General features: G+C 71.0%; 17 protein-coding genes. 2 read left to right on the forward strand and 15 right to left on the reverse strand.

The features are described 5' to 3' along the window. Positions 1 to 799: 799 nt before the first annotated feature. From ACQEVI_RS06980 to fdxA, 12 genes are all read right to left on the reverse strand, one after another. Positions 800 to 2,404, reverse strand: coding sequence for an IS1634 family transposase (locus ACQEVI_RS06980; protein ID WP_432905779.1), 1,605 nt, complete (start codon positions 2,402 to 2,404; stop codon positions 800 to 802). Between the two features lie 1,196 nt (positions 2,405 to 3,600). Next, on the reverse strand, positions 3,601 to 6,033 hold the full coding sequence (locus tag ACQEVI_RS06985) for an ATP-binding protein (protein WP_432896072.1): 2,433 nt from the start codon (positions 6,031 to 6,033) through the stop codon (positions 3,601 to 3,603). Positions 6,034 to 6,065: 32 nt separating this feature from the next. Further along, a complete protein-coding gene (locus ACQEVI_RS06990; RefSeq protein WP_432896075.1) occupies positions 6,066 to 6,758 on the reverse strand; it encodes an ABC transporter ATP-binding protein in 693 nt (230 codons plus the stop codon). Continuing rightward, positions 6,755 to 7,726: an ABC transporter ATP-binding protein gene (locus ACQEVI_RS06995; protein WP_432896078.1), complete on the reverse strand. Its 972-nt coding sequence runs from the start codon at positions 7,724 to 7,726 to the stop codon at positions 6,755 to 6,757. Before ACQEVI_RS06995 ends, ACQEVI_RS06990 begins: the two co-directional genes overlap by 4 nt. Before the next feature lie 54 nt (positions 7,727 to 7,780). After that, positions 7,781 to 10,585, reverse strand: a complete 2,805-nt coding sequence (locus ACQEVI_RS07000; RefSeq protein WP_432896081.1) for an FtsX-like permease family protein — start codon at positions 10,583 to 10,585, stop codon at positions 7,781 to 7,783. Continuing rightward, positions 10,585 to 13,845 (reverse strand): hypothetical protein, encoded by a 3,261-nt coding sequence (locus ACQEVI_RS07005; RefSeq protein WP_432896083.1) that lies wholly within the window; start codon positions 13,843 to 13,845, stop codon positions 10,585 to 10,587. The genes ACQEVI_RS07000 and ACQEVI_RS07005 overlap by 1 nt, the downstream gene beginning before the upstream one ends. 87 nt (positions 13,846 to 13,932) lie before the next feature. Continuing rightward, positions 13,933 to 14,196 carry a hypothetical protein gene (locus ACQEVI_RS07010; protein WP_432896086.1) on the reverse strand — a complete coding sequence of 88 codons (264 nt, stop codon included), beginning with the start codon at positions 14,194 to 14,196 and terminating at the stop codon, positions 13,933 to 13,935. Beyond that, complete coding sequence (locus tag ACQEVI_RS07015; protein ID WP_432896089.1) at positions 14,193 to 14,645, reverse strand: hypothetical protein; 453 nt, start codon at positions 14,643 to 14,645, stop codon at positions 14,193 to 14,195. Before ACQEVI_RS07015 ends, ACQEVI_RS07010 begins: the two co-directional genes overlap by 4 nt. Before the next feature lie 47 nt (positions 14,646 to 14,692). Then, complete coding sequence (locus ACQEVI_RS07020; protein WP_432896092.1) at positions 14,693 to 15,112, reverse strand: MarR family transcriptional regulator; 420 nt, start codon at positions 15,110 to 15,112, stop codon at positions 14,693 to 14,695. A 141-nt stretch (positions 15,113 to 15,253) separates the two neighbouring features. Next, positions 15,254 to 16,561 (reverse strand): citrate synthase, encoded by a 1,308-nt coding sequence (locus ACQEVI_RS07025; RefSeq protein ID WP_432896095.1) that lies wholly within the window; start codon positions 16,559 to 16,561, stop codon positions 15,254 to 15,256. 124 nt (positions 16,562 to 16,685) lie between these two features. After that, positions 16,686 to 17,804, reverse strand: a complete 1,119-nt coding sequence (gene dapC / locus ACQEVI_RS07030; protein WP_432896098.1) for a succinyldiaminopimelate transaminase — start codon at positions 17,802 to 17,804, stop codon at positions 16,686 to 16,688. Between the two features lie 11 nt (positions 17,805 to 17,815). Further along, positions 17,816 to 18,133, reverse strand: coding sequence for a ferredoxin (fdxA, locus tag ACQEVI_RS07035; protein WP_020017584.1), 318 nt, complete (start codon positions 18,131 to 18,133; stop codon positions 17,816 to 17,818). 138 nt (positions 18,134 to 18,271) lie between these two features. On the opposite strand from fdxA, the gene ACQEVI_RS07040 reads away from it, so the two are divergent. Then, positions 18,272 to 18,580: a DUF6725 family protein gene (locus tag ACQEVI_RS07040; protein ID WP_432896102.1), complete on the forward strand. Its 309-nt coding sequence runs from the start codon at positions 18,272 to 18,274 to the stop codon at positions 18,578 to 18,580. Between the two features lie 85 nt (positions 18,581 to 18,665). On the opposite strand, the gene ACQEVI_RS07045 is transcribed toward ACQEVI_RS07040, so the two are convergent. From ACQEVI_RS07045 to glgP, 3 genes are all read right to left on the reverse strand, one after another. Continuing rightward, a complete protein-coding gene (locus ACQEVI_RS07045) occupies positions 18,666 to 19,223 on the reverse strand; it encodes a hypothetical protein (RefSeq protein WP_432896105.1) in 558 nt (185 codons plus the stop codon). Between the two features lie 151 nt (positions 19,224 to 19,374). After that, the gene (locus tag ACQEVI_RS07050) at positions 19,375 to 19,572 is read right to left on the reverse strand and encodes a ferredoxin (RefSeq protein WP_432896108.1); all 198 of its coding nucleotides are present in this window, start codon (positions 19,570 to 19,572) and stop codon (positions 19,375 to 19,377) included. A 151-nt stretch (positions 19,573 to 19,723) separates the two neighbouring features. Then, positions 19,724 to 22,303: an alpha-glucan family phosphorylase gene (glgP, locus tag ACQEVI_RS07055; RefSeq protein WP_432896111.1), complete on the reverse strand. Its 2,580-nt coding sequence runs from the start codon at positions 22,301 to 22,303 to the stop codon at positions 19,724 to 19,726. Between the two features lie 204 nt (positions 22,304 to 22,507). Here glgP and ACQEVI_RS07060 point away from each other — a divergent pair, with 204 nt between their 5' ends. Further along, a complete protein-coding gene (locus tag ACQEVI_RS07060; RefSeq protein WP_432896114.1) occupies positions 22,508 to 24,613 on the forward strand; it encodes an alpha-1,4-glucan--maltose-1-phosphate maltosyltransferase in 2,106 nt (701 codons plus the stop codon). The last annotated feature ends 55 nt before the right edge of the window (positions 24,614 to 24,668 follow it).

The raw sequence follows: 24,668 nt of genomic DNA on the forward strand, positions 1-24,668 counted from the left end.
CTCTGACCTGAAGAGTTCCTCGTTGATGAAGGCAGTGCCCGTGCACTTTGCCCAGGCGTATTGCTGCGCGTTGCTGCTGTCGCTGGTCCAGCGAGTACCGCTCGAACACGACACCCCCAGGGTTGAGACGGGGGCGTCCCTGTCAGCCGAGGCCGACGGAGCGCCTGCACCGTCGGTCGATGCGGTCGCGCTTCCGGGAGCTGATTCGGCCAAGCTAACCGAGGCGCCGGCTGTGACAGGGAACGCAGCGATCATGATGGCGACGACCAGTACGGCAATGGCGGCATAGGCTCCTGCCAACCTTGCGTTAAGGCTTTTTGTCATGTTCCCGAGGTCCTTCCTTGTAGTCCTGCGCATGATGGGCGTGGCAAAGTCCAATACCGCAGACTCTCGCGATCCGGTGTGCACCGAGGCGCAAGTCGAGTCTTGTACGCGACGAGCGGGACCAGAAGGCGGCGAACCGGCAGAACAGCGGCAGGATGTGCGAGCGCCTGGTCAGATTGCCCGCACTCGAAGTAGTGGCGCTTCGGGCACGTCGCACTCCGCGTACGCGTGCACCGTACGATGCAGATACTCCTGTTCGGCACTTGCGTCGCCCCGAGCGCGGTAGGCGTCGGCGAGCCCATGATGGGTACGAGCATCGAGGCCAACCCACTCCGGCGGTCGAGGACCAGCCACGCCTGACAGCGCCTCCACCAGCGAGCCCGGCGCCACCCGCGCCTCCAAGATCTGGGCGATCTGCTCATCGCCCTCGCGCCAGCAGCGAATCGCAGCACTGATCAGACCCGACTTGGCTCATTTAGTGCGGTCGATGGATGCGGTCGACGGCGGCTTGCAGGTCGTCGGGTAGCGGGTCGGCGGCGGTGATCGTCTGCCCGCCGGCGGCGATGGTGATCTGCCGGTAGCGGCGGGCGGTCTTGACGAACTTGCGGATGGACCAGCCGGTGGCGTTCTCGATCCACCGTGTGACGGCCAGGGCGGCGAACACGATCGTCAGATGCGCCTCGATGCTGTGGCGGACGTGGTGGAAGACGGGCCGGGCGGCCAGGTCGGACTTGGTCATCCGGAAGGACTTCTCGACGTTGAGCAGCGCGGAGTAGGTCGCGATGACGTGCTCGGCGCTCGGGTCGTCGAGGTTGGTGACGTAGGCCTTGATCCCGGCCAGTGCCCGGGCCTTGGTCTCCAGGTCACGGTTGACGGTCTTGGTCGCGCCGGCGAGCTTGACGAACCGGTTGCGTTTCACAGCGCTCTTCCCAGCGACGGCCTGCTCGGCCTTGCGGACCTGCTCGTCGATCCCGTGCAGGGTGCGCCGGGCGCGCGCGGCGGAGAACTTGTAGTAGTACGTGTGGTCACGCCGCTTGTCCGAGGGCGCGGCGGGCCACGGGCGGGTGAACACGTGCCCGTCGGGGATCTCCTGCCCGGGGTGGTCATCGCGCCACTTCTGGACCACGATCGGGACCTCGCCCATCCGCGCCCCCAGGACGAAGGACCAGCCCAGCTCCTCGATCGCGCGCCAGTTCGTCTCGGAGATCATGCCCGCGTCGGCCACGATCACGATGTCGGTCAGCCCGTGGGTGGCCATGAACGCCTGCAGCACCGGGACCATGGTCGTGGTCTCGGCGCGGTTGCCCTCGAACGCGTGGACCATCAACGGGAACCCGGCCGCGTCCGTGAGCAGCCCGACGGTGATCTGCGGCTCCAGCCTGCGTTCTTTCGAGAACCCGGGTTCGCGGAACCCGTCGCCCTCGTGGGCCTCGAAGTGCAGCGTCGTCACGTCATACAAGCAGTACGTCGCCGGCCCCAGCCCCACATGCTCGGCGCACGCGTTCGCAATCCTCGTCCGCCACGGACCACCGGTCGGATCCACGACCAGCGGTTCGCAGTCCTGCGGTTCGGAGTCCTGCGGCTCGCCGTCGGCGTCGTGGTCGAGTGGGGGCAGGCCCTTCGCAGGCAGGCCTGCGTAGACGCGCAGACGCCGCTTGAGCGTGGCATAGGACGGCGCGTCGATCCCGGCTTCGGCCAGCACCCGCAACGAGTCCAGCTTCGAGGTCGGCTCGATGATCCGCGCCAGGACGAGCTGCTTGAACACCTCGTCCTTGCGGGCTGCCCGGTCGAACCCGAGCGCCTGGTAGGCGCGCTCGAGCGCGTCGACGAGCACGCCCATCCGCGACCCCGTGATCGGCAACGGTCCACCACCAGCCGGAGGGCTGTCGGGCAGCCGCAGGTCCAGCTCGCCCTGCCCGGTCGCGATCTTCTGCCGCGCCGCAGCGACCAACAGCTCCCAGTCCGCGTCGGTGTGCGCCGACCCGAGGTGCTCGATGTCACGCGAACCACGCAGCTGGGAGTGCACGATCTGTACCGCCCGAGCCCCCGAAGCCGTCTTGACCGTCCGCACGTACGCCACGACGAGCACGATAGACACCACGATTAGTGCGCACCACCGCACACCTCAGCAAGCATCCCCGCAGGTCACCGGGCCGCTGTCACCACGACCTCAAAACCGTGAGCCAAGTCGGGCCTGACAGCGCCTCCACCAGCGAGCCCGGCGCCACCCGCGCCTCCAAGATCTGGGCGATCTGCTCATCGCCCTCGCGCCAGCAGCGAATCGCAGCACTGATCAGAGACAGCCCGGACCCGCGGCTGCCGCCCGGTATCTCGAACGGCTGCCGATTCGCGTTCGATCAATGACGGGGTCAGCGAGATCCGTTGATCCCTCTTGACGACTGTGCCCTGAGTTCTCCCGCCGCACCGCGTCGTCGTAGCCAGGCAAAGCTCACCGGCCGTTCGCAGCCTCAACGACAATTCGCCGCAAAGAGGTTCATGCGATTCTTCTGCACAGGTTCCTGCCGTCTACCTGCCGATTTACTGCCTTGTGAACATTCCTGCTGCATAGAAGACTGGTTTCACGCCCGATACTCAGTTCATTGCAAAACCATTACCGCATCGTTGGTATTCAAGTTCCGAATCACTCCCTTACGATCACTGGAAGGATCGAAGAATAGGATGAGAAACCTCAGAGCAACGTCGGCAAGACACTCCGCGCGTATCACTGCACTTTTGATTGTCACCATGATCACGGCGTTCCCAATCGCCACTACCGCTTCGGCGAGCACGGCCGATTCTATGCATTCGATCGCCTCAGTTGTCCCGGTCGATCCAGTGACCGCTCTCGAATCGTCTGATCCAGTGAGCGTCCTGGACGCAGGCTGCAGTTCGGGCAGGGCGTGGGACGGCGATGGCAGCAACGCCCGGAATTATGCATGGGCAACGTGCAGGTACACCGGTTCGGGCCTCATCAGCTTCGACGAGTTCAGGCTCGCATGGAGCTGCACCAGTGAAGGCTACGTGAGATACACCGGCTGGAGGATCCTCCCGCCCAGCGAGGCCAAGCTCACGTCGACCGGCTACTGCCCACTTAGCAAGCGTGTCGATGCAAATGAGGCGCAGACGCGGTATGTCGGACCTTAGTCTCCTCTGTCAATGATCCCGCAACTTGCCTGAACGCTGCGGAACGCACGGTTCTCTGGTTGCCAATACTGCGACTTGCCTCCAGAGAACCGTGCGCCGTCAGTTCCGGTTGCTACCGGTGGGTCGCCCTCATCAGACAGCTCGACCTCGAACTACGGTCTCCTCAGGGACGCCGCATTCCGCGTACGCATGCATCGCACGACGTAGATGCACCTGTTCGGCGCTTGCGTCGCCCCGAGCGCGGTACGCGTCGGCGAGCCCGTGATGGGCGCGAGCCACCTCGTACATGTCCTCGTGGGACTGCGCGAGAACTGCGGCGCGCTCGAAGTGTCCGATGGCCTCCTCGAACTCTCCCGAGAGGACCAGCGCACGGCCGAGGTCAACAAGTGCCGTCCGTACGTGCGCCAGGTATCCAAGGTCCTCAGCGTCCTCGAGCGCCTGCCTGAGGTAGACGGTGGCCTCGGCCCCGCGTCCGAGCTGTACGAGGTCCATGCCGACCTCCACGAGCATCGGGCCGAGCCCAACGCGAAAGCCGAGCTGCCGACAACGCTCGAGACAAGCTCGGTGCACCTGTAGTGCGGCAGCGGCGTCTCCGGCTTCACGGGCGAGAGTCCCCCGGTAGCTGTCGATGCGAAGACGGTTGTATTCGTCGTCGTCCTCGAGCAACCGTGCCACCTCGTCGAGGCGGCGCTTCGCGTCCATGAGGCGGCCGAGGCGCAGCAGCGGTGCGATCATGTTCGCGCGAACCAGTACACGCGCCAGCGTGTCCGAGGCGTCCTCCGCCCGAGCGAGGGCATCGCCGTAGACGTCGAGCGCCGCCGCGAAACGGCCGGACTGGCGGTGCGCGATCCCGATGTTCCGGAGCGCAAGCGCCGCAGCTGCATCTTCACCGAGCTTGTTGTACAGGTCCACTGTTTGCTCGAGACAGGCGACTGCCTCCCGAGACCGACCTGCCACGATGAAATGCCGGCCTCGGTCTGCGAGCGTGATCGCCTCGTGTGCTTCGTCGCCGAGCTTCCGAGCGATGTCCAGGGCGGTCTGGTTGACAGTGAGGTATTCCTCGTAGTCCCGATCCGCCAGGCGGAACGTACTGAATGCCGTCGCCAGGTGCCAGGCTGCCTCAAGATTTCCTGACCGCTCCGCCGCGGTCACGGCGGCCGCAAGATTGGCGCGCTCGGCTCGGAACCAGGCGAGTGCCGCGTCCTTATCCACGATGTCGGGCAGACCGAGGTCGTACTTGGCGGCTCCCGCTGCCAGGACCCGAACCTTCGTCGGAGCGACTCGGTTCGCCGCCCGGTACGCGAAGTGCAGGTAGACGTCGACGAGCCGAACCAGGGCATTTTCCTGTTCCGCCCTGGATTCCTCGGTCTCGGCGAGCTGCCTTGTGTATATCCGCACCAGATCGTGCAGCCGATACCGACCAGCGGAACGGCTCTCTACCAGGTGCACGTCGACCAGGGCCTCCAGCGTCCAGCCGGCATGCCGTTCCGATAGTTCGCTCAATGCTGCGGCGGCATGAGCATCCACGTCATCGCCGGGGACAAGGCTGATCCGCCGGAACATGCGCCGGTGATCCGCGTCCAGCTCGGCGTACGAAGCACTCAGTGCCGCCGTGACACCTCCGTGTCGCGTGTCGAGCTCGGAGAGCAGCCAACCGTCCTCGGCGAGGCGCGCCAGCAGATCCTTCACCTGCCACTGCGGACGGCTGCGCAGCCGAGCCGCCGCGAGACTCATCGCCAACGGCAGGCGGCCGCACCGCTGCGCAATCTCAGCCGCTTCGTCCGTGGTGATCCGAACGTCGACCGCCGCGTCGAGCATCGCGACAGCTTCATTCATCTGCGGAAGGTCCAGTGGCACGGAGTGCACACCTGTGAGTTGTGACAGGTCTCGTCGGCTCGTGGCGAGAACCAGGCTGTTCGGTGTCCCCGGTAGCAGAGCCTCGACCTGGTCGGCGTCCGTCGCGTTGTCGAGCACCAGAAGTACGCGACGATCGGCGATGACACTGCGATATCGACCTCTCAGCTCGTCGATACTGCCAGGCAGGTCCTGGTCATCAGCACCAAGGCTACGCAGCAAGCGGGTAAGCGCCGATCGCTGTCCCGGCCGGGGTTCGTCGGTGTACGTCACGCCGTGGAGGTCCACGAACAACTGCCCATCCGGGAATCGCGGAGCCAGCTCGTGCGCTGCCCACACTGCCAAGGAAGTCTTGCCGACTCCGGCCATCCCGTGCACGGTGACAACGGTGGCGCCCTCGTCGATCGCGGCGACGATCCCATCCACCTGTCGTTCACGGCCGACGAACGCTGTCGGCCTTCGCGGCAGCTCGCGAGGAGCAGGTCGGGCTTCCGGAGGGGAGGTCAGCAGCGCTTGATCACTCCCGGCCAGGCCGAGAGCCTCCATGAGAAGCCGCGAGGTCTTCGGCTGAGGTCGCGCCTTCCCGGACTCGATGTCCCGAATCGTCCGAATCCCAATGCCCGCTTTGTGAGCAAGCTCCTCTTGCGTCAGCATTGCCTGTAGCCGAAGTCGCCGCAGGTCGACATGATCGCCGGATCTTCGTTCGGGCATCCCGCAAGGATAACGTGGTGAAAGCCGCCCGTTCAGCCGATCACACGGCCGTCGTGGAGCTCCACCACCCGGTCGGCACGAGCCATCAGCTCCGGGTCGTGCGTCGAGACGACGGCGGCGACGCCCCTCTCGTGCACCACCCGGGCGAGCAGGTCCATCACCACGGCAGCGGTCCCGGAGTCGAGCTGTCCGGTGGGCTCGTCCGCGAGCAGCAGCTCCGGATCGGCCACGAGCGCGCGGGCGATGCCCACCCGCTGCTGCTGGCCCCCCGACAGCTCGTACGGCCGCTGCTTCGCGTGCCCGTTCAGCCCGACGGCGTCCAGCGCAGCCGCCACCCGCTCCGCCCGCTCGGCCGGGACCGTGCGCCGCAGCCGCAGCGGCACCTCCACGTTCTCCGCCGCGGAGAGCACGGGCACCAGCCCGAACGACTGGAACACGTAGCCGATCCGCTCGCGCCGGGCGGTGAGTACCGCCTTCTCCCCCAGCGCCGTCAGCTCTGAGTCGCCCAGCCAGACGCTGCCGGACGTCGGACGGTCGAGACCGCCCAGCAGGTTCAGCAGCGTGGTCTTGCCCGAACCGGACGGACCACGCACCACGAGCAGCTCGCCCGCCGCGACCTCCAGCGACGCGCTGGTCAGCGCGTGCACCTCGCCCGCCCCGGTACCGAACACCCTGGTGAGGTCCTGGGCGCGCAGCACGGTGCGCGCCTCGGTCGTCGTCGTCATCGGTCCTCCTCGGTCGTTCGGTCCGACGCCGGCGCAGGGGCCGCCGGCCACACACCCACGTGGTCGGGCTCCAGGGCCAGCCGCACGCGGTCGCGCAGGTCGAGCGCGTGCACGAAGTCCTGCGGCAGCTGCAGGCGGCCCACCCGGTCGACCACGGCGAACTCCTCCGACACGTGCCGTGCCTGACCGTGCTCGTCGGTCTCCGTACGCCGCAGCGTCTCCGTGGAGGTACGGCCGTCGCGGATCTGGATGGTGCGCGCGACGTGCTCGGACACCGTCGGGTCGTGCGTCACGATCAGGGTGGTCACGCCCGTCTCCCGGTTCACGCCGCGCAGGGCCTCCAGCACCTCGACGGAGGTGGCCTCGTCGAGCTCGCCGGTGGGCTCGTCGGCCAGCAGCACGCGGGGGCTGTTGGCGACGGCGACCGCGATCGCCGTCCGCTGCTGCTCCCCGCCGGACATCTCGCCCGGCCGCCGCCCGGCCACATGACCGACCTCCAGCAGCTCGAGCAGCGCCTCGACGCGGCGCGCGCGGTCTCGTCTCGACAGGCCTGACCCCCGGGACGCCAGCTCCAGCGGGAGCCGGACGTTCTCGCTCGCCGTCAGGTACGGCAGGAGGTTGCGCGAGGTCTGCTGCCACACGAAGCCGACGGTCGAGCGCTGGTAGCGCACCCGTTCGGCGTGCCCCATGGTCAGCAGGTCGGTGCCCGCCACCACCGCCGACCCGCCGGTCGGTGTGTCCAGGCCGGAGAGGATCGTCAGCAGCGTGGACTTCCCGGACCCGGACGCGCCGACGACGGCGACGATCTCCCCCGGGTCGACGCTCAGCGTCAGCCCCTGCAGCGCCTGCACCTCGACGCCGTCCGTGGCGAAGATCCGGACCAGGTCGCCGCACCGGATCTCGCCGCCGCCCACCGGCGCGGTCGACACCGGAGCGCCGCCGTCCGTCAGCTCGATGGTCGTGCTCATCGGGTCTCCTCTCGAACGCCTGGGTCTCGGACGCCTGGGTACAGGGTCGTCGTGTCAGTCATTGCTGCCCATCCGCAGCTGAGCCGCCACCTCGCCGCGCCGGCTCAGGGCCGCCGCGACTCCCACCGCGGCCAGCACCACCACGACGAACCCCGCGGCGGCCGAGCCGAGGAGCAGGGGGTCGTACTGCGGGCCGGGTTGCGTGAGGCCGCCGGTCAGCGCCGTGACGTCGACCGCGGCCAGCACGAGCGACGGCACCGCGACGCCAAGCACCGCGCCCACCACGAGCGCGACCACCGCCCACGGCCCGATCTCCCAGCCGACGAGCCCGCGCCCCTGGCGTGACGACAGGCCGAGCGTCTGCAGCACGGCGAGGAGTCGAGCTCGCGCGGGTGCCGCGAGCATCAACGTCATCACCACCGCCGAAGCGCACAGCAGACCCGCGAGCAGCACGGCCAGCACGAACGCGATCACCAGTCCGCCGGAGACCGGCGCCGCCAGCAGCTCGTCGGCCTCCTGGTCGGGGTCCTCCACGACCGACGACGGCAGCAGGCGGGTGATGCCGGCGCTGACCGCCGAGCGGTCGGCGTCGTCGGTCAGGCCGACCAGCGCGAGCCGTGGGTAGGTGGTGTCGCCGGTGGCCGCGGCCAGCCGGTCCGTGTCGACGAGGACGAGGGCACGGCCGGCGGGGAGCCCGGGCAGCTCGTCGACCACGTCGACGACGCGCACGGCGACGCTGCCCTCCTGCGTCGCGAGCGTGATCCCCGTGCTTCCCGGGCTCACGCCGGGACCGGCGGCGGCCCGGGTGAGGATCACCGGCACGACGTCGTCCGCGCCGCCGGTGCCGGCCTGCCGGGACAGCTCGCCGAGCGTCTCCGGCGCTCCGGCCACGTCGGCCTGGGCGGTCGCGAGCGCTGCCGCGTCCGCGGTGTAGATCTCCGCGCGCGGGGAGGCACCGTCGCTCTGCAGCACGCCGTCCCCCACCTGGCCGACCGGGACCACCACCTCGACGCCGTCGAGCGCGGCGATCTGCTCGGCCACCGGCTCGTCGACCATCGGGCCGGAGATCCGGAGATCGGCGCCGGTCGCGCGCCAGGCCTCGCGGACCACGCCACCGGAGACCGTCGAGTACAGCACCGCGGACGTCGCGGCGACGGCCACGGCGAGCACCAGCGCGACGGCGGGCACGGGTCCACCCGCCGGGTCGCGCGTGGCGCGGGCGGCCCCGAGGAACGGCACCAGGTCGCGGCGCGGCGCGAGCGCACGCTCGACCGCCAGCGCGATCCAGGGGTAGGCACGCACGGCGAGCAGGGTGAGCGCGAGGGAGACCAGGAGCGGCGCGGCGGCCACCAGCGGGTCGACGCCGGAGCCCGCACCCGAGCCGGCCACCACCCCGCGGGAGAGCAGGAGCCAGGTCGCGAGCGCCGCACCCGCGACGACGAGCACCTCGAGCACCCAGCGCACGCGGCTGCGCGACCGGGGCGCGAGGTCCGCCCGGGTCGTCCGGAGCCCGGCGGGCGACGTGGCGAGCGCGAGAGCCGCCGCAGGGGCGAGCCCCGCCGCGACGGCGAGCCCTACCTGGCTCGCGGTCACCTGTGCGTCCATACCGAACCCGGTCGAGAGGGCGAGGCCCACCCCGAAGCCGACGGCCGCCGAGCCCAGCCCGACGACGAGTCCTTCGCCGCCCATGAGCAGGCGGAGCTGGGCCCCCGACGCTCCGCGGGCGCGCAGCAGGGCGAGGGCCGAACGGCGTCGGTCCACGACGAGCCGAGCGCCCAGGGCGAGCACGGCGACGGTCGCGCCGAGCGGTCCGACGGCGAGGACCGCGACGATCGCGTCGACACCGGTCCGCTGCGCGAGCAGGCGGTCCAGGATCTCGCTGAGCCGGCTGTCGGGCCGCAGCTGCATCGGCGTGGGGTCGCCAGGTCCGGCCGCGACGGGGATCACCTTGGCCGAGAGCCCGTTGACCTGGGACAGGAGTGTCGGCACTGCGGCCGCCGTCACGTCGTCGGTACTGACCGGGTACCAGACGCGGGTCTCGGCGTACCCCAGGGTCAGGGGCACGATCATCGCCGGGCTGACGTAGACGGAGGCCGTACCGAGCAGGCCGCGGTTGGGGTCGCTGATCACCGAGGCCCGTGCGCCGAGGCTGTTGTGCAACCAGTAGTCGGCGTCGGGATCGCCGGTCTCGAAGAGACCCGTCACGACCAGGCTCGGGTAGCGCTCCGCCAGGGCGACCACACCCGAGCCGCCGAGCGTGTCGTACTGCCCACCGAGCTCCCAGCCGTAGGCGTCGGCGACAGCGCGCGAGACCGCAACCTCGAACGGGTGGTCGCCGCCGGCCGGCGTCGCGGCGGGCCAGCTCCCCGCGACGAGCTCGGCCCGGTCCGCCAGGCCGGGTGCCGTGCGGAGCAGGATCTTGGCCTCGGCCAGCTCCGAGGCCGGCACCGGGTCCGTGTAGGCGAGCTCGGTAGCGCTCACGTGGAAGTCGGGCACGCCCATCGCCGAGCGCAGCGGCTCCGGTACCTCGGCGCGCACGGCGTCGAGGTTGGCGAGGAACGGCGACCAGTCGGGTTCGGCAGGGGTGTCTTCGGCGGGCTCCTCGCCCGGGACGTAGTACATCCCGCCCGGCGGCTCCCCGGGAACCGCCCCGACCACGGAGATCACGTCTCGGGAGGGGCCGGAGGCCGCCGCCGTCTCGTAGGCCACCTGATCCCCGTGCATGGTGGCGACGGCGCGCGGCGCGGTCGACAGCACCCCGGCCGCGAGGAACGCGACGACGCCGAGCGTCGCGGTGGCGCCCCAGGACGTGCGCAGCTGCCGCCGCGCGAGCAGACCCAGTCCGGACAGTGCGCCCATCAGCGGACCTCCTCACGATAGGTGGTGTCGCGGGCCTGCCCGGCGACACGCCCGCCCACCCCGGCGGCCACGAGGACGAGGCCGGCCACCGCGGCGGCCAGCACCAGGCCGGTTCCCGCGGCCTCCAGGACGAACCGGGCCGGCGGGGCCGCGTCGATGCCGGTCAGCGTCGCGGCCGCGAGGCCGCCGACGACGAACCGGGCCACCCACCAGCCTGCGACGGCGCCCACCGCGAGCGCCACCAGGCCGACGGAGACGAGCTCGGCGGACCGCGCCCGGGCCTGTGCTACCGGGCCGAGCCCGACGGCGCGCAGCACGATCACCTCACCGCGTCGCTGGCGCAGCGTCGCCACGGCGACAGCGAGCACTCCCGCGAGGGCGAGCAGTGTCGCTCCCGCGGCGGCGAGCCAGAACGAGACCCGCACGGGTACGGCCGTGGCAGTGGTGCCGTGGCCGGGTGTCGTGACGTCCGGCCGGTCGCGGACGGTCGCGCTGGTGGCCTCGGCCTCGGCGGTCACCTCCTGGGCCAGACGCGTCACGGCGTCGGCGGGTGCCGTGGCGCCGGGCGGCCCTGCTGCCAGCCAGACCTCGCTCGTCAGCGCCGGTTTCTTGACCTCACGGACCAGCGCGGCGGCGAGCGCACCCCGGTCCAGCAGGGCGGCGTACGGCTCGAGCGCGCCGGGCACCGTGCCCGACGACGCCACCGAGACGACCGTCAGACGCGTCCCGCCGAGGGTCAGCTCGAACGGGTCCTCCGGCTCGAGGCTCAGCGCCTCCGTCAGCGAGGACGAGACGAGCAGCGGGACGGGGGCCGGTTCGGGCGTGGTCAGGAGGCGCAGCCTGCTGGCCGCCGCCGCGCCGTCGCCGAGCGGCATGCTGAGCTCGACCTCGCCGGGACTCGCGTCAGGGCTCAGCTCCAGACCCGCGGAGCCGTCGAGCATCTCGGAGGGCGTCCACTCGGAGACCTTGAGGGGTTCCCCGCCTGCCGTGAGTCCGCCGACGGTGAGGCTCGCGTCGGCGAGCCACCAACCGGGCCGGGTGTCCATGTCGAGGGCCGCGACGCGCCATGCCTGACCCACCGGAGGCGGAGGCACCGCGGCGGACAGCTCGTGCGTGCTCAGGTCCGGGCCGAGGGTGCTGCCGGTCCCGTCGCCCTCGGCGAGCTGTCCGAGCTCGAGCGTGGCGAGCGTCCCGTCGGGCGCGGCGAGCACCATGGACATCTCCAGCTCGTGCGGGGGCCCGCCCGGCAGCGCTACCGTGCCCGCGACCGGACGGATCCAGCCGCTCACGGTGAGGCTGACGTCGCGGGCGTCGTCAGGCAGGGCGGGCGCCGTCGCGAACGCGTCGCCGGCCAGGGCGCCGGCTACCCGGTCGACGTCGAGCACCTCGGTGGGCGCGCGCATCACCGCGGGCAGCGCGGCCGCGGGCAGCGCGAGCAGCGTGACCGGGCGCCCGTCGGAATAGCCGGTGCTGGCCAGCGCGGGCGCCGCGGCGACGGCGTCCGGGCCGGTACCCGGCCCGCCCAGCAGGTACGGCGCCGGGTCGAGCGGCCCGTTCTCGGGTGCCGTGACCCGCACGTCGGCGCCGTTGGCGAGCACGTCGACGTCGGCCCGCAGCCGCTCGGCGGTACCGGTGTACCCGCCGGCCAGGGTCGCGGCACCGCCCGCGAGCACGAGCAGGACCACCGGCACGACGTAGACGACGAGCCGCCGGGCCACCTGACGGGCCGCCAGCGGCCCGACGACACCACGCGACCGGCCGGCGAGCGCCGCCCACAGCCGGGTGGCCGGGCCGAGCACGGCCATCGCCGCCACGGCGAGCGCGGCCAGTGCGAGGGCCGGCGCGGCGGCCGCCGTGAGGTCGGTGCGCGCACCGTCGGGGGTGGTCAGGAGCGGGGAGCCGTAGCGCAGCAGCTGGGTGGCGCTCACCGCTGCGGCGGCCACCGTCAGCACCACGGTGCCCAGCGCGGCCACCTGACGTACGCGTCCCGAGCGGTCGGTCACCTGTCGCCGCACCGCCGCCTGCGCCTGCAGCGCCGCGACCAGCGTGAGCGTCGCTGCCGCGACGACCGCCATCGCGAGCGCCACCGTCACCGGTGTCACCGCGGGGGCGGCAGCCCCGGCATACGACGCGGCGACGATCCCCAGCGCGGCCCACGCCGCGGTCCCGCCTGCCGCCGCGGCGGTCAGTGCCAGCAGCACACCCTCCACGGCGGCGGCGGCCGTCACCGTCCCGGGCGCGGCCCCGCGCGAGACGAGCAGCGCCACCTCTCCCTCTCGGGTAGCGGCGAGCAGCCGCGCCACCTGCACCAGCGCGACCAGGCCCACCAGTGCGAGCAGGCAGAGCGGCACCAGGGCGACGGCGTCCGCCGCGTCCAGCGCGGCCGCGAGGTCGGCGGTCGTCGTGTCGAGCGTTCCCACGACGGTCAGCCCGCGGGGAGCGACGGACGTGTCCTCGCCCAGACCGCGCTCGATCTCGGCCGCGAGCGCCGCGAGAGCGGGCAGGTGCTCGGGCGTGATGGTGGCACCGTCGGGCACCACCGTCCAGCGGGCGAACGGGTCGGTGTCCAGGTCGTCCAAGGTCTCCTGGCGCACCGCCACCGGGCCGGGGTAGGCGCCGTCCGAGCCGGTCAGCGTCGCGGGGTCGCCGAGCCAGACCGCGGCGTCGGGGTCGGTGACCCGCCAGGTCGCCGCGATGGTGACCGAAGCGCCGGTGGCGGTGGGGCTGTCGGGGTCGATGCCGAGGCGAACGGTGTCGCCGACGCTCAGGCCGGCGGCCTCCGCGGCGTCCGCCTGCACGGCCGCCTCGTCGGGGGCGGTAGGCCAGGTGCCGTCCGCCAGGGTGACACCCGAGGTGCCCTCGCCGGCAAGCGCCTCCGCGCGCGACGAGGCCGGGAGCAAGGCCACCGACCAGCGGCCCAGGTCCTGCCCCTCGCTGCCTCGTGCGTACAGCGGCTCGGTCCGCACGTCGTAGGCGACCTGGTGCGGTACGCCGTCGAGCAGGCCCGCGAGCACCTGCTGGACCGTGGCGTCCTGCGTGTCGGCAGCGGAGCCGTCCGCCATCCGGGTGGCGAGCTGCAGTGCGCGGCCGGACGGCTCTGCGGCCGCGATCCCTTCGCGGGCACCGGCGGTGGCGGCGGCCTGCGTCCAGCCGACGGTCACGCCGAGGGCACCCGTGAGCACCGCCACCAGCAGCCAGACGAGCGCGAGCAGCCCGCGGTGCGCCGTGGACCGGCGGGCAAGGAGGGTGGCTCGACTCACGGAGCCAAACTAGCCGCGGCCTGTGACACCGCCTACAAAATTACCGCCGCCCCGGGCAACGATCCGGTCACGCTGCTCGGTCGCAGCTCATCGGCGCGCCTCCCGGCGCACGTTGACCAGGGTGAAGACGCCGCCGAGCACCGGGACCAGCGCAAGCAACCGCGTACGCGGCAGAAGGTCCTGGCCGAGCAGGGCCGTGACGGCCACCGCCAGGTACAGCGCGCCGTGCGCCGGACCGAGCGCCGACGCGACGCCCTCCACGTGCACCGTGGCGAGGTTCACGAGCAGGGCGGCCACGCTCAGGAGCTCCAGGACCGAGAGCACCTCGAGCGCGCGCAGCAGCGGCCTCACACCGACCCCGGCCGCACGACCATGAGCACGACGACCGCGGCCCACAGCAGGTTGAAGACGCCGGTCAGCATGCTCAGCCCACGCAGCCGTGCGGCGTCGCCGGGGCTTTCCAGCACGGCCCGCTGGCCAGGCGTGATGCGCAGCGCGAGCAGACCGCCCGCGACGGCCGTGAGCACCATCGCCGTGACGATCCAGATCTCGCCCAGGCGCCCCTGGACCGCCGCCAGCACCAGGCCGATCACAGGAACCACGAGGGCCAGCACGCCGTAGACCCGGGTCACTCCGTGCAGCATCTGAGCCACCGACGCACTGCGCTCGGCCCGGGCGGTGGGGTCCGCCGTACCCGCCGCCAGTGGGGCGAAGCGTGGGAAGAGGCTGGTGGTCACCGCCACGGGGCCGACGAACAGGATGCCCGCGAGCACGTGCGCGGACAGCAGCAGGTTCTCCATACCTTCAGCCTAACTGAAGGATGGCCATGCTTCATACTCCCTGAAGGTCAGCGACTCCGGGACAAGTGCTCCTCGATCTGCCGTCGCATGGCCTCGACGAGCACGGGGTACTCCGCGGCGAACTGGGCGTCGAGCACGGCGACCCGCTCCGCCGCCTCCCCGAGCAACCGCTCGCCGGCCGGAGTGACCTGCAGCGACGCCGCCGCGCCGGCGCGCGCCGTGGCATCCTCGACCAGACCGTCCGCCGCGAACGCGGCCACGGCGGTGTGGGCGCTCTGCACGGTGATGCGCGAGCGGCGGGCCAGCTCGCTGAACGAGACGCCCGGCGTCGCCCGGATGTGCCCCAGCAGGCCGTACTTGCGGGTCGTCAGGCCGAGCGGCTTCAGGGTGTCGGCGAGCGCGGCGTCCCAGACCCGGCCGATCGTCAGCAGCGCGACCGTCGGGCTGAACGGCGGTTTCTCGGGCATGGAAGCAGGCTAACCGGCGCGACACCTGCGGCGCCGGTGACAGAGCCGCGCCCAGACAGAACTGTGGCGAGACAGAGCCGCAGGTCCGCTGCAGTCCTGTCTCGCCACAGTGCTATCTGGGCGCGGTTCCGTCCTGGCGGCTCAGCGCCGACCGGCCGGGACGTACGGGCGCTCCGTCGCGCCGGTGTACACCTGGCGCGGGCGGCCGATCTTCGTCTGCGGGTCCTTGATCATCTCGCGCCACTGGGCGATCCAGCCGGGCATGCGGCCCAGCGCGAACAGCGGCGTGAACATGGCGGGCTCGAAGCCCATCGCCTTGTAGATGAGGCCCGTGTAGAAGTCGACGTTCGGGTAGAGCTTGCGCTCCACGAAGTAGTCGTCCGAGAGGGCGATCTCCTCGAGGCCACGCGCGATGTCGAGCAGCTCGTCCTTGGCGCCGAGCTTGTCGAGCACCTCGTCGGCCGACTTCTTCACGATGGCGGCGCGCGGGTCGTACGACTTGTAGACCCGGTGGCCGAAGCCCATCAGGCGCACGCCGTCCTGCTTGTTCTTGACCTTGTCCATGAAGGTCTCGACGGTCTCGCCGCCCGAGCGGATCTTCTCCAGCATGGTCAGCACCGCCTCGTTGGCGCCGCCGTGCGCCGGACCGGACAGTGCGTTCACGCCCGCCGCCACAGATGCATAGAGCGTCGCGTTGGACGAGCCGACGACGCGCACCGTGGACGTCGAGCAGTTCTGCTCGTGGTCCGCGTGCAGCACGAGCAGCTTCTCCAGGGCGTCCACGACCATCGGGTCGGCCTCGTAGGCCTCGTACGGCGTCGCGAACGTCATGCGCAGGAAGTCCTCGACGTACCCGCGCGAGTAGTCCGGGTACAGCAGCGGCTCGCCCACCCGGCGACGGTGCAGGTAGGACGTGATGGTGCGCGTCTTGGCGAGCAGCAGCACCGTGGCCAGGTCGACCTGCTCGTCGTCTGCCGGGTCGAGCGACTCCGGGTAGAACGTGCCCAGCGCGTTCACCGCGGACGCGAGCACCGCCATCGGGTGCGCGTTCCGGGGGAACGTGCCCATGAACGTGCGGAAGTCCTCGTGCACGAGCGTGTGGCGGTTGACCCGCTCGGTGAACGCGTCCAGCTCCGTGGCGCTCGGCAGCTCGCCGTAGATGAGCAGGTAGGCCACCTCGAGAAAGCCCGAGCCCGCGGCCAGCTGGTCGATCGGGTACCCGCGGTAGCGCAGGATGCCCGCGTCACCGTCGATGTAGGTGATCGACGACTCGCACGACGCCGTGTTCATGAAGCCCGGATCGACCGTGACCAGGCCCGTGTCCTTGAGCAGCGACGACACGACTATGCCGTCGTTCCCCTCGCTCGCGGCGACGACAGGCAGGGTGTGAGAGGTTCCGTTGACGGCGAGCTCGACGCGGCTCGAGCCGTCCACCGGTGTGGAGGTCATGTCTTCCTTCCTGAATGGCGCACGAGGGACGCTGCTGTGAAACTGCGGTGAAGGAAATTCACGGGCAGCGTCGACCTGGGGCACGACAGTATCGCGCCCTGCTCTTGTTTTTCCAATCCGTCGGTCAAGCCTCTGTGAGGCGTGACACAGCGTCGGCAATCTGTGCGTCAGTGGAGGTCAGTGCCACTCGCGTGTGCTCGTTGTCGCCATAGAGGTGGCCGGGCGCGGTAAGGATGCCGCGATCCGCGAACCATTCGGCGACCTGCAGGCCGGAACGCCCGTCCGGCGCCGCCACCCAGAGGTACAGGCCGGCTCCCGATTCCTCCACGACGAGCCCTGCCGCGACGACCGCGGCGGTCAGCGCCCGGCGCCGGATGCCGTAGACCTCGCGCTGCGCGGCGACGTGCTCGTCGTCGGACAGCGCTGCCGTCATCGCGGCCTGCACGGGGGCGGGCACGATGAGCCCGAGATGCTTGCGGGTCTGCGTGAGGTCGGCGATCAGCGCGGCGTCGCCCGCGAGGAACGCCGCCCGGTAGCCCGCGATGCTGGACTGCTTGGACAGGGAGTACGCCGCGAGCAGCCCGTCGTGGGAACCGTCACACACGTGCGGGTCGAGGATCGACGGGACACCCTGGTCGACCCAGGGTCTCTCCCACGCCAGCTCCGCGTAGCACTCGTCGGAGACGACGACGGCGCCGATGGCACGCGCGGCCTCCACCACGGCACGCAGGGCCTCGACGTCCAGCACCCGGCCCGTCGGGTTTCCCGGCGAGTTGACCCACACCATGCGGACGTCGTCCCGGCCGGCCCAGTCGGCGACGTCGTCGGTCGCCAGCGGCGTGGCACCCGCCGCGCGGATGCCGGCGACGTACGTCGGATAGGCGACGGCCGGGTGCACGACGACGTCGCCCGGTCCGAGGCGGAGCAGCGAGGGCAGCAGGCCCACGAGCTCCTTGGAACCGATGGTCGGCACCACGGCGGCGGGATCGAGGCCGGGCACGCCCCGGCGTCTGGCGAACCAGTCGGCGACGGCCTGCCGCAGCGCGGGCGTACCCGCCGTCATCGGGTAGCCCGGCGCGTCGGACGCCGCCTCGAGCGCGTGCCGCACGACCTCGGGCGTCGGGTCCACGGGCGTACCCATGGAGAGGTCGACCAGACCGCCCGGGTGGGCCTTGGCGGTCGCCGTGATGCCGGCGATCGAGTCCCAGGGGTACGGCAGGTCGGAGAGGTCGTGCAGACCCATGTCGCGGGCCGTCAGGCCTGGGGTGGGAGGGCGGCGATCATCGGGTCGTCCTTCTCGATGACGCCCATCTTCGCGGCACCACCGGGCGAGCCGAGGTCGTCGAAGAACTCGACGTTCGCGCGGTAGTAGTCCTTCCACTCATCGGGGACGTCGTCCTCGTAGTAGATGGCCTCCACCGGGCAGACCGGCTCGCAGGCACCGCAGTCCACGCACTCGTCGGGGTGGATGTACAGGGAGCGGCTGCCCTCGTAGATGCAGTCCACGGGACACTCCTCGATGCATGCCCGGTCCTTGACGTCGACGCATGGCTGAGCGATCACGTAGGTCACTTCGAGGGTGTCCTTCCACTTCCGGACTGAGGATCATGCACGATGTGGACCGCGGGACGAGCCCGGCGGCGCGATCCTAGTATCTCCCGGGAGACGCACAGATCCCCACCGGTCTCACGCAGCGGAAAGGGAACCTGAGTGACATTCGCTACACCACCGGCTCCGACCGGGGGCTGGCGCGCACTCCGGCCGGGCACACGAGTGGTGGTCCGGCGCCGGCTGGCGCCGTCCGGCCCTGTCGTGTCCGACGGCGGCACGGCCCACCGCTGGACGGACCTGATCGGCTTCGTGGTCGAGGTGTCCGACGCCGGCCTGCGGCTGCGCACCGATCCGGTACCCGGCCGCGGGGAGCCGGAAGAGGTCTCCGTCGCGGCCGCCGACATCGAGACCGCCAAGCCGATCCCGCCGCGACCGGTGCGACGAGCGCGCCCCGAGAGGGACACCTAGACTCCACGCAGCCGCCTCCTGCTGGGAGTGACGGAAGTGAAGCCGGGACCCCCCGCCGGACGACGGGAGCCCGGCATCGCGCATTTCAGGACAAGTTCAGGTTGATGATCTCGATCTCGCCGAACCCATCCATCGCGTCGGTGTCGCCACCGGAAGTCGCCGCATTCACGGCCCCGGCAACAGCATCGGGTACCCACAGCATCGGCTCATCCTTGGGGCGAGAGAATCCCACGCGGATCCCCGAGCTGACAGACCTCTTGCCACGCAAGGCCTCAACCAGTCTTAGGTCGCGCTCGTTCAGTGCAAAATGGCGCGTCTCGAGCCAGACCTCCGAGACACCCAACTGGTCCAGCTCGTAGAGAAGCCGCTCCATGCACTGCGCGCGAGCTCGCTCCTGGCGTCGATGGTTGATTGGAGCCCCGACCACGACGAGGTGCGCAAGGTCATGCGATCCGATGAGCGCCGCAATCTTGCAGCGCCGCATCTCCGTCTCGTCACGCCAGTGCAATCTCAGGGCGCCTTTGAGAAGTAGAGAGGCGAGGCCATCTCGAACGACATCGCACTTGCCAGGATCGGCAACGACCGCGGCCAAGAGATATAGCCCGTTCTTGCCGTCCTTGGCTGCACGCATGGACTCGTCCACCCAGGCATGCAAGGCGAACTCTTTCTGGGGGAGACGGGTCGGGCTTCACCGCAGGATCATCGCGCAGAAAGCGCGATCATGCCCGCCCAAATAGCGTTGCTTATACGCAACGGCTATCTATGAAGGGGTGCCGGACCCATCCTCGGAGCCGTCAGGCGTTCTGGTCCACCCAGATGACGCCTGTCGGGCACATGCTCACTGCCTCCTGCACGGCGAAGTCGAGCTCCGGGCCCGGACGCTCGTCCAGCAGGATGACCCGGTCGTCCTCGTCCTGACCGAACACCTCGGGGGCGAGCAGCACGCACTGGCCGGCGCCGCAGCAGGCGTCCTGGTCCACGTTGATCTTCATGGGAACACTCTCCCTACCCGACACCCACTTCGCCTAATCGGCGGCCAGGGAACCCGGTCACATCCCGGCACAGGCGTCGAACGTAGGAGTGGTCGCCCTCTCGCTCCCGAGAGGGCGACCACTCCTACGTTCGACGGATCAAAAGACGCCGTCAGGCGTTGGCCACCAGGCCCAGTTCCGCGACGCTCGTCAGGTGCGAGTGCTTGGGCACTATCCGGACCGTGTAGCCGAACGGGCCGGACGTGTCCAGGTCGACCTCGCCGCCGAACGCGTGCCGGCCGGCCTCGTAGGACTCGCTGAGGGTGAGCGGCTCGGCCGAGAACTCGTCGATGACGTCGGCCTCGGTGACACGGCCGTGCACCACCTGGACGTCCACGTCGTCGGGCGACAGCGCGCCCAGCGAGACGTAGGCGCGCACGGTGAGCCGGTCACCGACCTGCACCGCCTCGCCGATCCCCGCGGACTCGACGTGGTCCACCCGCACCTGGGACCACGAGTTCCGCACGTGCTCCTTCCAGCCCGCCAGGTCCTTCGCGGCGGCGAAACCGTCGGCGGCGAGCAGCCGGCCGGCCTCGGCGGCCGGGGCGTACAGGCCGTGCACGTACTCGGAGACCATGCGCGTGGCCTGCACCTTCGGACCGAGCGTGGCCAGTGTGTGCCGCACCATCTCGAGCCAGCGGCCCGGCACGCCGTCGGTCCGGTCGTAGAACGCGGGCGCCACCTGGGACTCGACCAGGTCGTACAGCGCGGCGGCCTCCAGGTCGTCCCGGCGGTCGGCGTCCTCGACGCCGTCGGCCGTCGGGATGCCCCAGCCGTTCTCGCCGTCGTACCACTCGGCCCACCAGCCGTCCTCGATCGAGAGGTTCAGGCCGCCGTTGAGCGCGCTCTTCATGCCGGAAGTCCCGGAGGCCTCCAGCGGCCGCAGCGGGTTGTTCAGCCAGACGTCGCAGCCCGGGTACAGCGACTGCGCCATGCCGATGTCGTAGTTCGGCAGGAAGACGATCCGGTGCCGCACCTCGGGGTCGTCGGCGAACCGGACCAGCTGCTGGATGAGGCGCTTGCCCGAGTCGTCGGCCGGGTGCGACTTGCCCGCCACGACGAGCTGCACGGGCCGCTCGGGGTGCAGCAGGAGCGCCTTGAGGCGGTCCTGGTCGCGCAGCATGAGCGTGAGCCGCTTGTAGGTGGGCACGCGGCGGGCGAAGCCGATGGTGAGCACGTCGGGCGACAGGACCTCGTCGACCCAGCCGAGCTCGGCCGGGGACGCCCCGCGCTCGCGCCAGGACTTGCGCACCCGGCGCCGGGCCTCGGCCACGAGCTCGCCGCGCATCTCGCCGCGCAGGGCCCACAGCTCGGCGTCGGGCACCCTGCTGGGGTCGAGCCAGCCGGCCGACGCCTCGGGCGCCGTGATCTGGTCCAGCCCCATCCGCTCCGCCTCCACGGCGGCCAGCCGCGGCGCGACCCAGGTGGGCGAGTGCACACCGTTGGTGACCGACCGGATCGGCACCTCCCGCGCGTCGAACCCGGGCCACAGACCCTCGAACATCTCCCGCGAGACCTGGCCGTGCAGCAGCGAGACGCCGTTCGCCCGGCCGCCGAGCCGCAGGCCCATCACCGCCATGTTGAAGACCGTCGGGTCGCCGCCGTCGTAGTCCTCGGAGCCGAGCGCCAGCACGCTCTCCAGCGGCACGCCGTCCATCGCGTTGTCGCCGCCGAAGTAGGCGCTGACCAGGTCCTTCGGGAACCGGTCGATACCGGCGGGGACGGGCGTGTGCGTGGTGAACACCGTCGCGGCGCGTACCGCCTCGTGCGCCTCGCCGACGCTCAGGCCGGACCCGACGAGCTCCCGGATGCGCTCCACCCCGAGGAAGCCGGCGTGGCCCTCGTTGGTGTGGTAGACCTCCGGGTCCGGCGCCCCGGTGAGGCGCGACCAGGCCCGCAGCGCACGCACGCCACCCACGCCGAGCAGCAGCTCTTGCTGCAGGCGGTGCTCGCCGCCGCCGCCGTAGAGGCGGTCGGTGACCTTGCGGGACGCGTCGTCGTTCTCGGGCACGTTCGAGTCGAGCAGCAGCAGCGGCACCCGGCCGACGGCGGCGACCCAGACGTGCGCGTGCAGCTTGCGTCCGCCGGGCAGGTCGAGCGAGATGAGCGCGGGTGTGCCGTCCTCCTCGCGCAGGACCGCGAGCGGCAGGCCGTCCGGGTCGAGCAGCGGGTACGTCTCCACCTGCCACGCGTCACGGGTGAGCGACTGCCGGAAGTAGCCGGCCCCGTACAGCAGGCCCACGCCCACGATGGGCACGCCCATGTCGGACGCACTCTTGAGGTGGTCGCCCGCCAGGATGCCGAGGCCGCCCGAGTACTGCGGCAGCACCGAGGTGATGCCGAACTCCGGCGAGAAGTAGGCGATGGCGGCCGGCAGCTCGCCGCCCGACGTCGTCTGCCCCTGGTACCACTGCGGGTCCCGCAGGTAGTGGTGGAGGTCGTCCGACGCCGCGCGGACCCGGCCGGTGAACTCGTCGGAGGCTGCGAGCGCCGCCAGGCGTTCGGAGCCGAGCGCGGCGAGCAGCGCCACGGGATCGCCCCGGACGTCGGACCAGAGCTCTGGGTCGATGCTCGCGAACAGCTCGCGCGTCGGCGCGTGCCAGGACCAGCGAAGGTTCTGGGCCAGCTCGTCGAGCGCCGCGAGCTGCTCGGGGAGGACCGTGCGGACGGTGAATCTGCGGATCGCTCTCACTGGACGAAGACTACGCACATCACCGAGCGAGCACACCTCGCCTGGTGGGATATGGGATCCGGTCCGCACACCGTCATCATGTGCCGCCGGCGCGGCGTCGACGCGGCGCCGCCGCGTACCTCCGCTGCGTACCTCCACAGGACAGTTTCGAAACCCGGCGCGCCCGGAAGGCGAGTCCCCCGTATCGGTCGATAGCGTGTTCCGGTGAGCCAGTACTCGACTCCCGGCCGGATCGGCCGAATCCCCGTCCTCGAGGTCTCCCCCGTCGTCGAGGCCGGACGGTGGCCGGCGAAAGCCGTGGTCGGGGAGGTGGTCCCGATCGAGGCGACGGTCTTCCGTGAGGGGCACGACGCCGTCGCCGCGACCGCGGTGCTCGTCGCCCCGGACGGATCTGACCACTCGTGGGCCCCGATGGTCAACGTCTCCCCCGGCCTGGACCGCTTCCGCGGTTTCCTGCAGCCCGACGCCGAGGGCGACTGGTCGTTCCGGGTGGAGGGGTGGTCGGACCCGTACGCGACCTGGGTGCACTCCGCTGGAATCAAGATCGCGGCGGGCATCGACACCGAGCTGATGCTCGCGGAGGGCGTGCGGCTGTTCGACAGGATCTGCCGCCGGGTGCCGGACGACGCGCTGGTGGCCTCGGGCCGCACCACCCGTGCCGCGCGGGCCCTGACGGCCGCGCGACGTGCGCTGGGTGACGCCTCCCGGCCGGCGGAGGCCCGGTTCGCGGTGGCGACGTCGCCCGAGGTCACCGAGGCCCTGCGGCGCGCGCCCCTGCGCGAGCTGGTCTCGGCGTCGGACACCTACCCGTTGCGGGTATCCCGGCAGCTGGCGCTGGCCGGTGCCTGGTACGAGATGTTCCCCCGGTCGGAGGGAGCGTACCAGAAGAAGGACGGCACGTGGGTGTCCGGCACGTTCCGGACCGCTGCCAAGCGGCTGCCGGCGATCGCGGCGATGGGGTTCGACGTCGTCTACCTGACGCCCGTCTCCCCCATCGGCACCACGTTCCGCAAGGGCCGCAACAACTCGCTGGAGGCTCAGCCGGGCGACCCGGGCAGCCCGTACGCGATCGGGTCGGCGGACGGCGGGCACGACGCCATCCACCCGGACCTGGGCACGGAGAAGGACTTCAAGGCCTTCGTCTCCGCGGCCCGCGCCCAGGGCCTGGAGGTGGCGCTCGACATCGCCCTCAACGCGTCGCCCGAGCACCCCTGGATCACCGAGCACCCCGAGTGGTTCGTCATCCGCGCCGACGGGTCCATCGCCTACGCGGAGAACCCGCCCAAGAAGTACCAGGACATCTACCCGCTCAGCTTCGACACCGACCCCGACGGTCTGTACGCGGCGATGCTGGACGTCTTCCGCACATGGATCGACCGGGGCGTCACCCTGTTCCGGATCGACAACCCGCACACCAAGCCGGTCAACTTCTGGGAGTGGCTGCTCGCGGAGGTGCACGCGACGAACCCCGAGGTCATCTTCCTGTCGGAGGCGTTCACCAAGCCGGCGATGATGCAGACGCTGGCGCGGGTCGGCTTCCACCAGTCGTACTCCTACTTCACCTGGCGCAACACGAAGGAGGAGATCGAGGAGTACCTGGCTGAGGTCAGCGGGCCGCAGGGCTCGGTGCTGCGCCCGTCCTTCTGGCCCACCACCCACGACATCCTGCCGCCCTACCTGAGCGAGGGCGGTGTCGCGGCCTTCGCCGTGCGCGCGGCGCTGGCCGCGACGGGCTCGCCCACCTGGGGCATCTACTCGGGCTACGAGCTCGTGGAGAACACCCCGCGGCCCGGCGCCGAGGAACAGATAGACAACGAGAAGTACGAGTACCGGCCCAGGGACTGGGAGCGCGCCGACGAGTACGGGATCGCGCTGCTGCTGGGCAAGCTCAACGAGATCCGCCGGGCACACCCCGCACTCCAGCAGCTCCGAAACCTGACGATCCACCCCACGACGAACAGCAACGTGATCGCGTTCTCGCGCCGGATCCCGGTCGATCGCCTCCCGCGCGCGACAGCGAAGCCGCAGGGCCGCACCATGAGTGCAGGGGGCAACGATCGGCGTGCCCCGCGGCACGACGACGTGGTCGTGGTCGTGCTGAACCTGGACCCCCGGAACGCACAGGAGTCTGTAGTGCACCTGAACCTTTCCGCCCTCGGCCTCCGCGCTCCCGAGGGTGATGACCGCGCCCCGTTCTTCGTGGCGCACGACCTGTTGTCCGACGAGACCTACGGCTGGGGGGCTCATCCCTGGGTGCGGCTCGACCCGCAGGTCCGCGTGGCACACGTCCTCCAGGTGGGTCCGGCATGACGACATTCGGATCGGGTGGCCCCGCCGTCGGGCCGCCGGAGGACTATCCCCGGAC

Origin of the sequence: Promicromonospora sp. CA-289599 (assembly GCF_050936155.1) — a bacterium.
Taxonomy (GTDB): domain Bacteria; phylum Actinomycetota; class Actinomycetes; order Actinomycetales; family Cellulomonadaceae; genus Promicromonospora.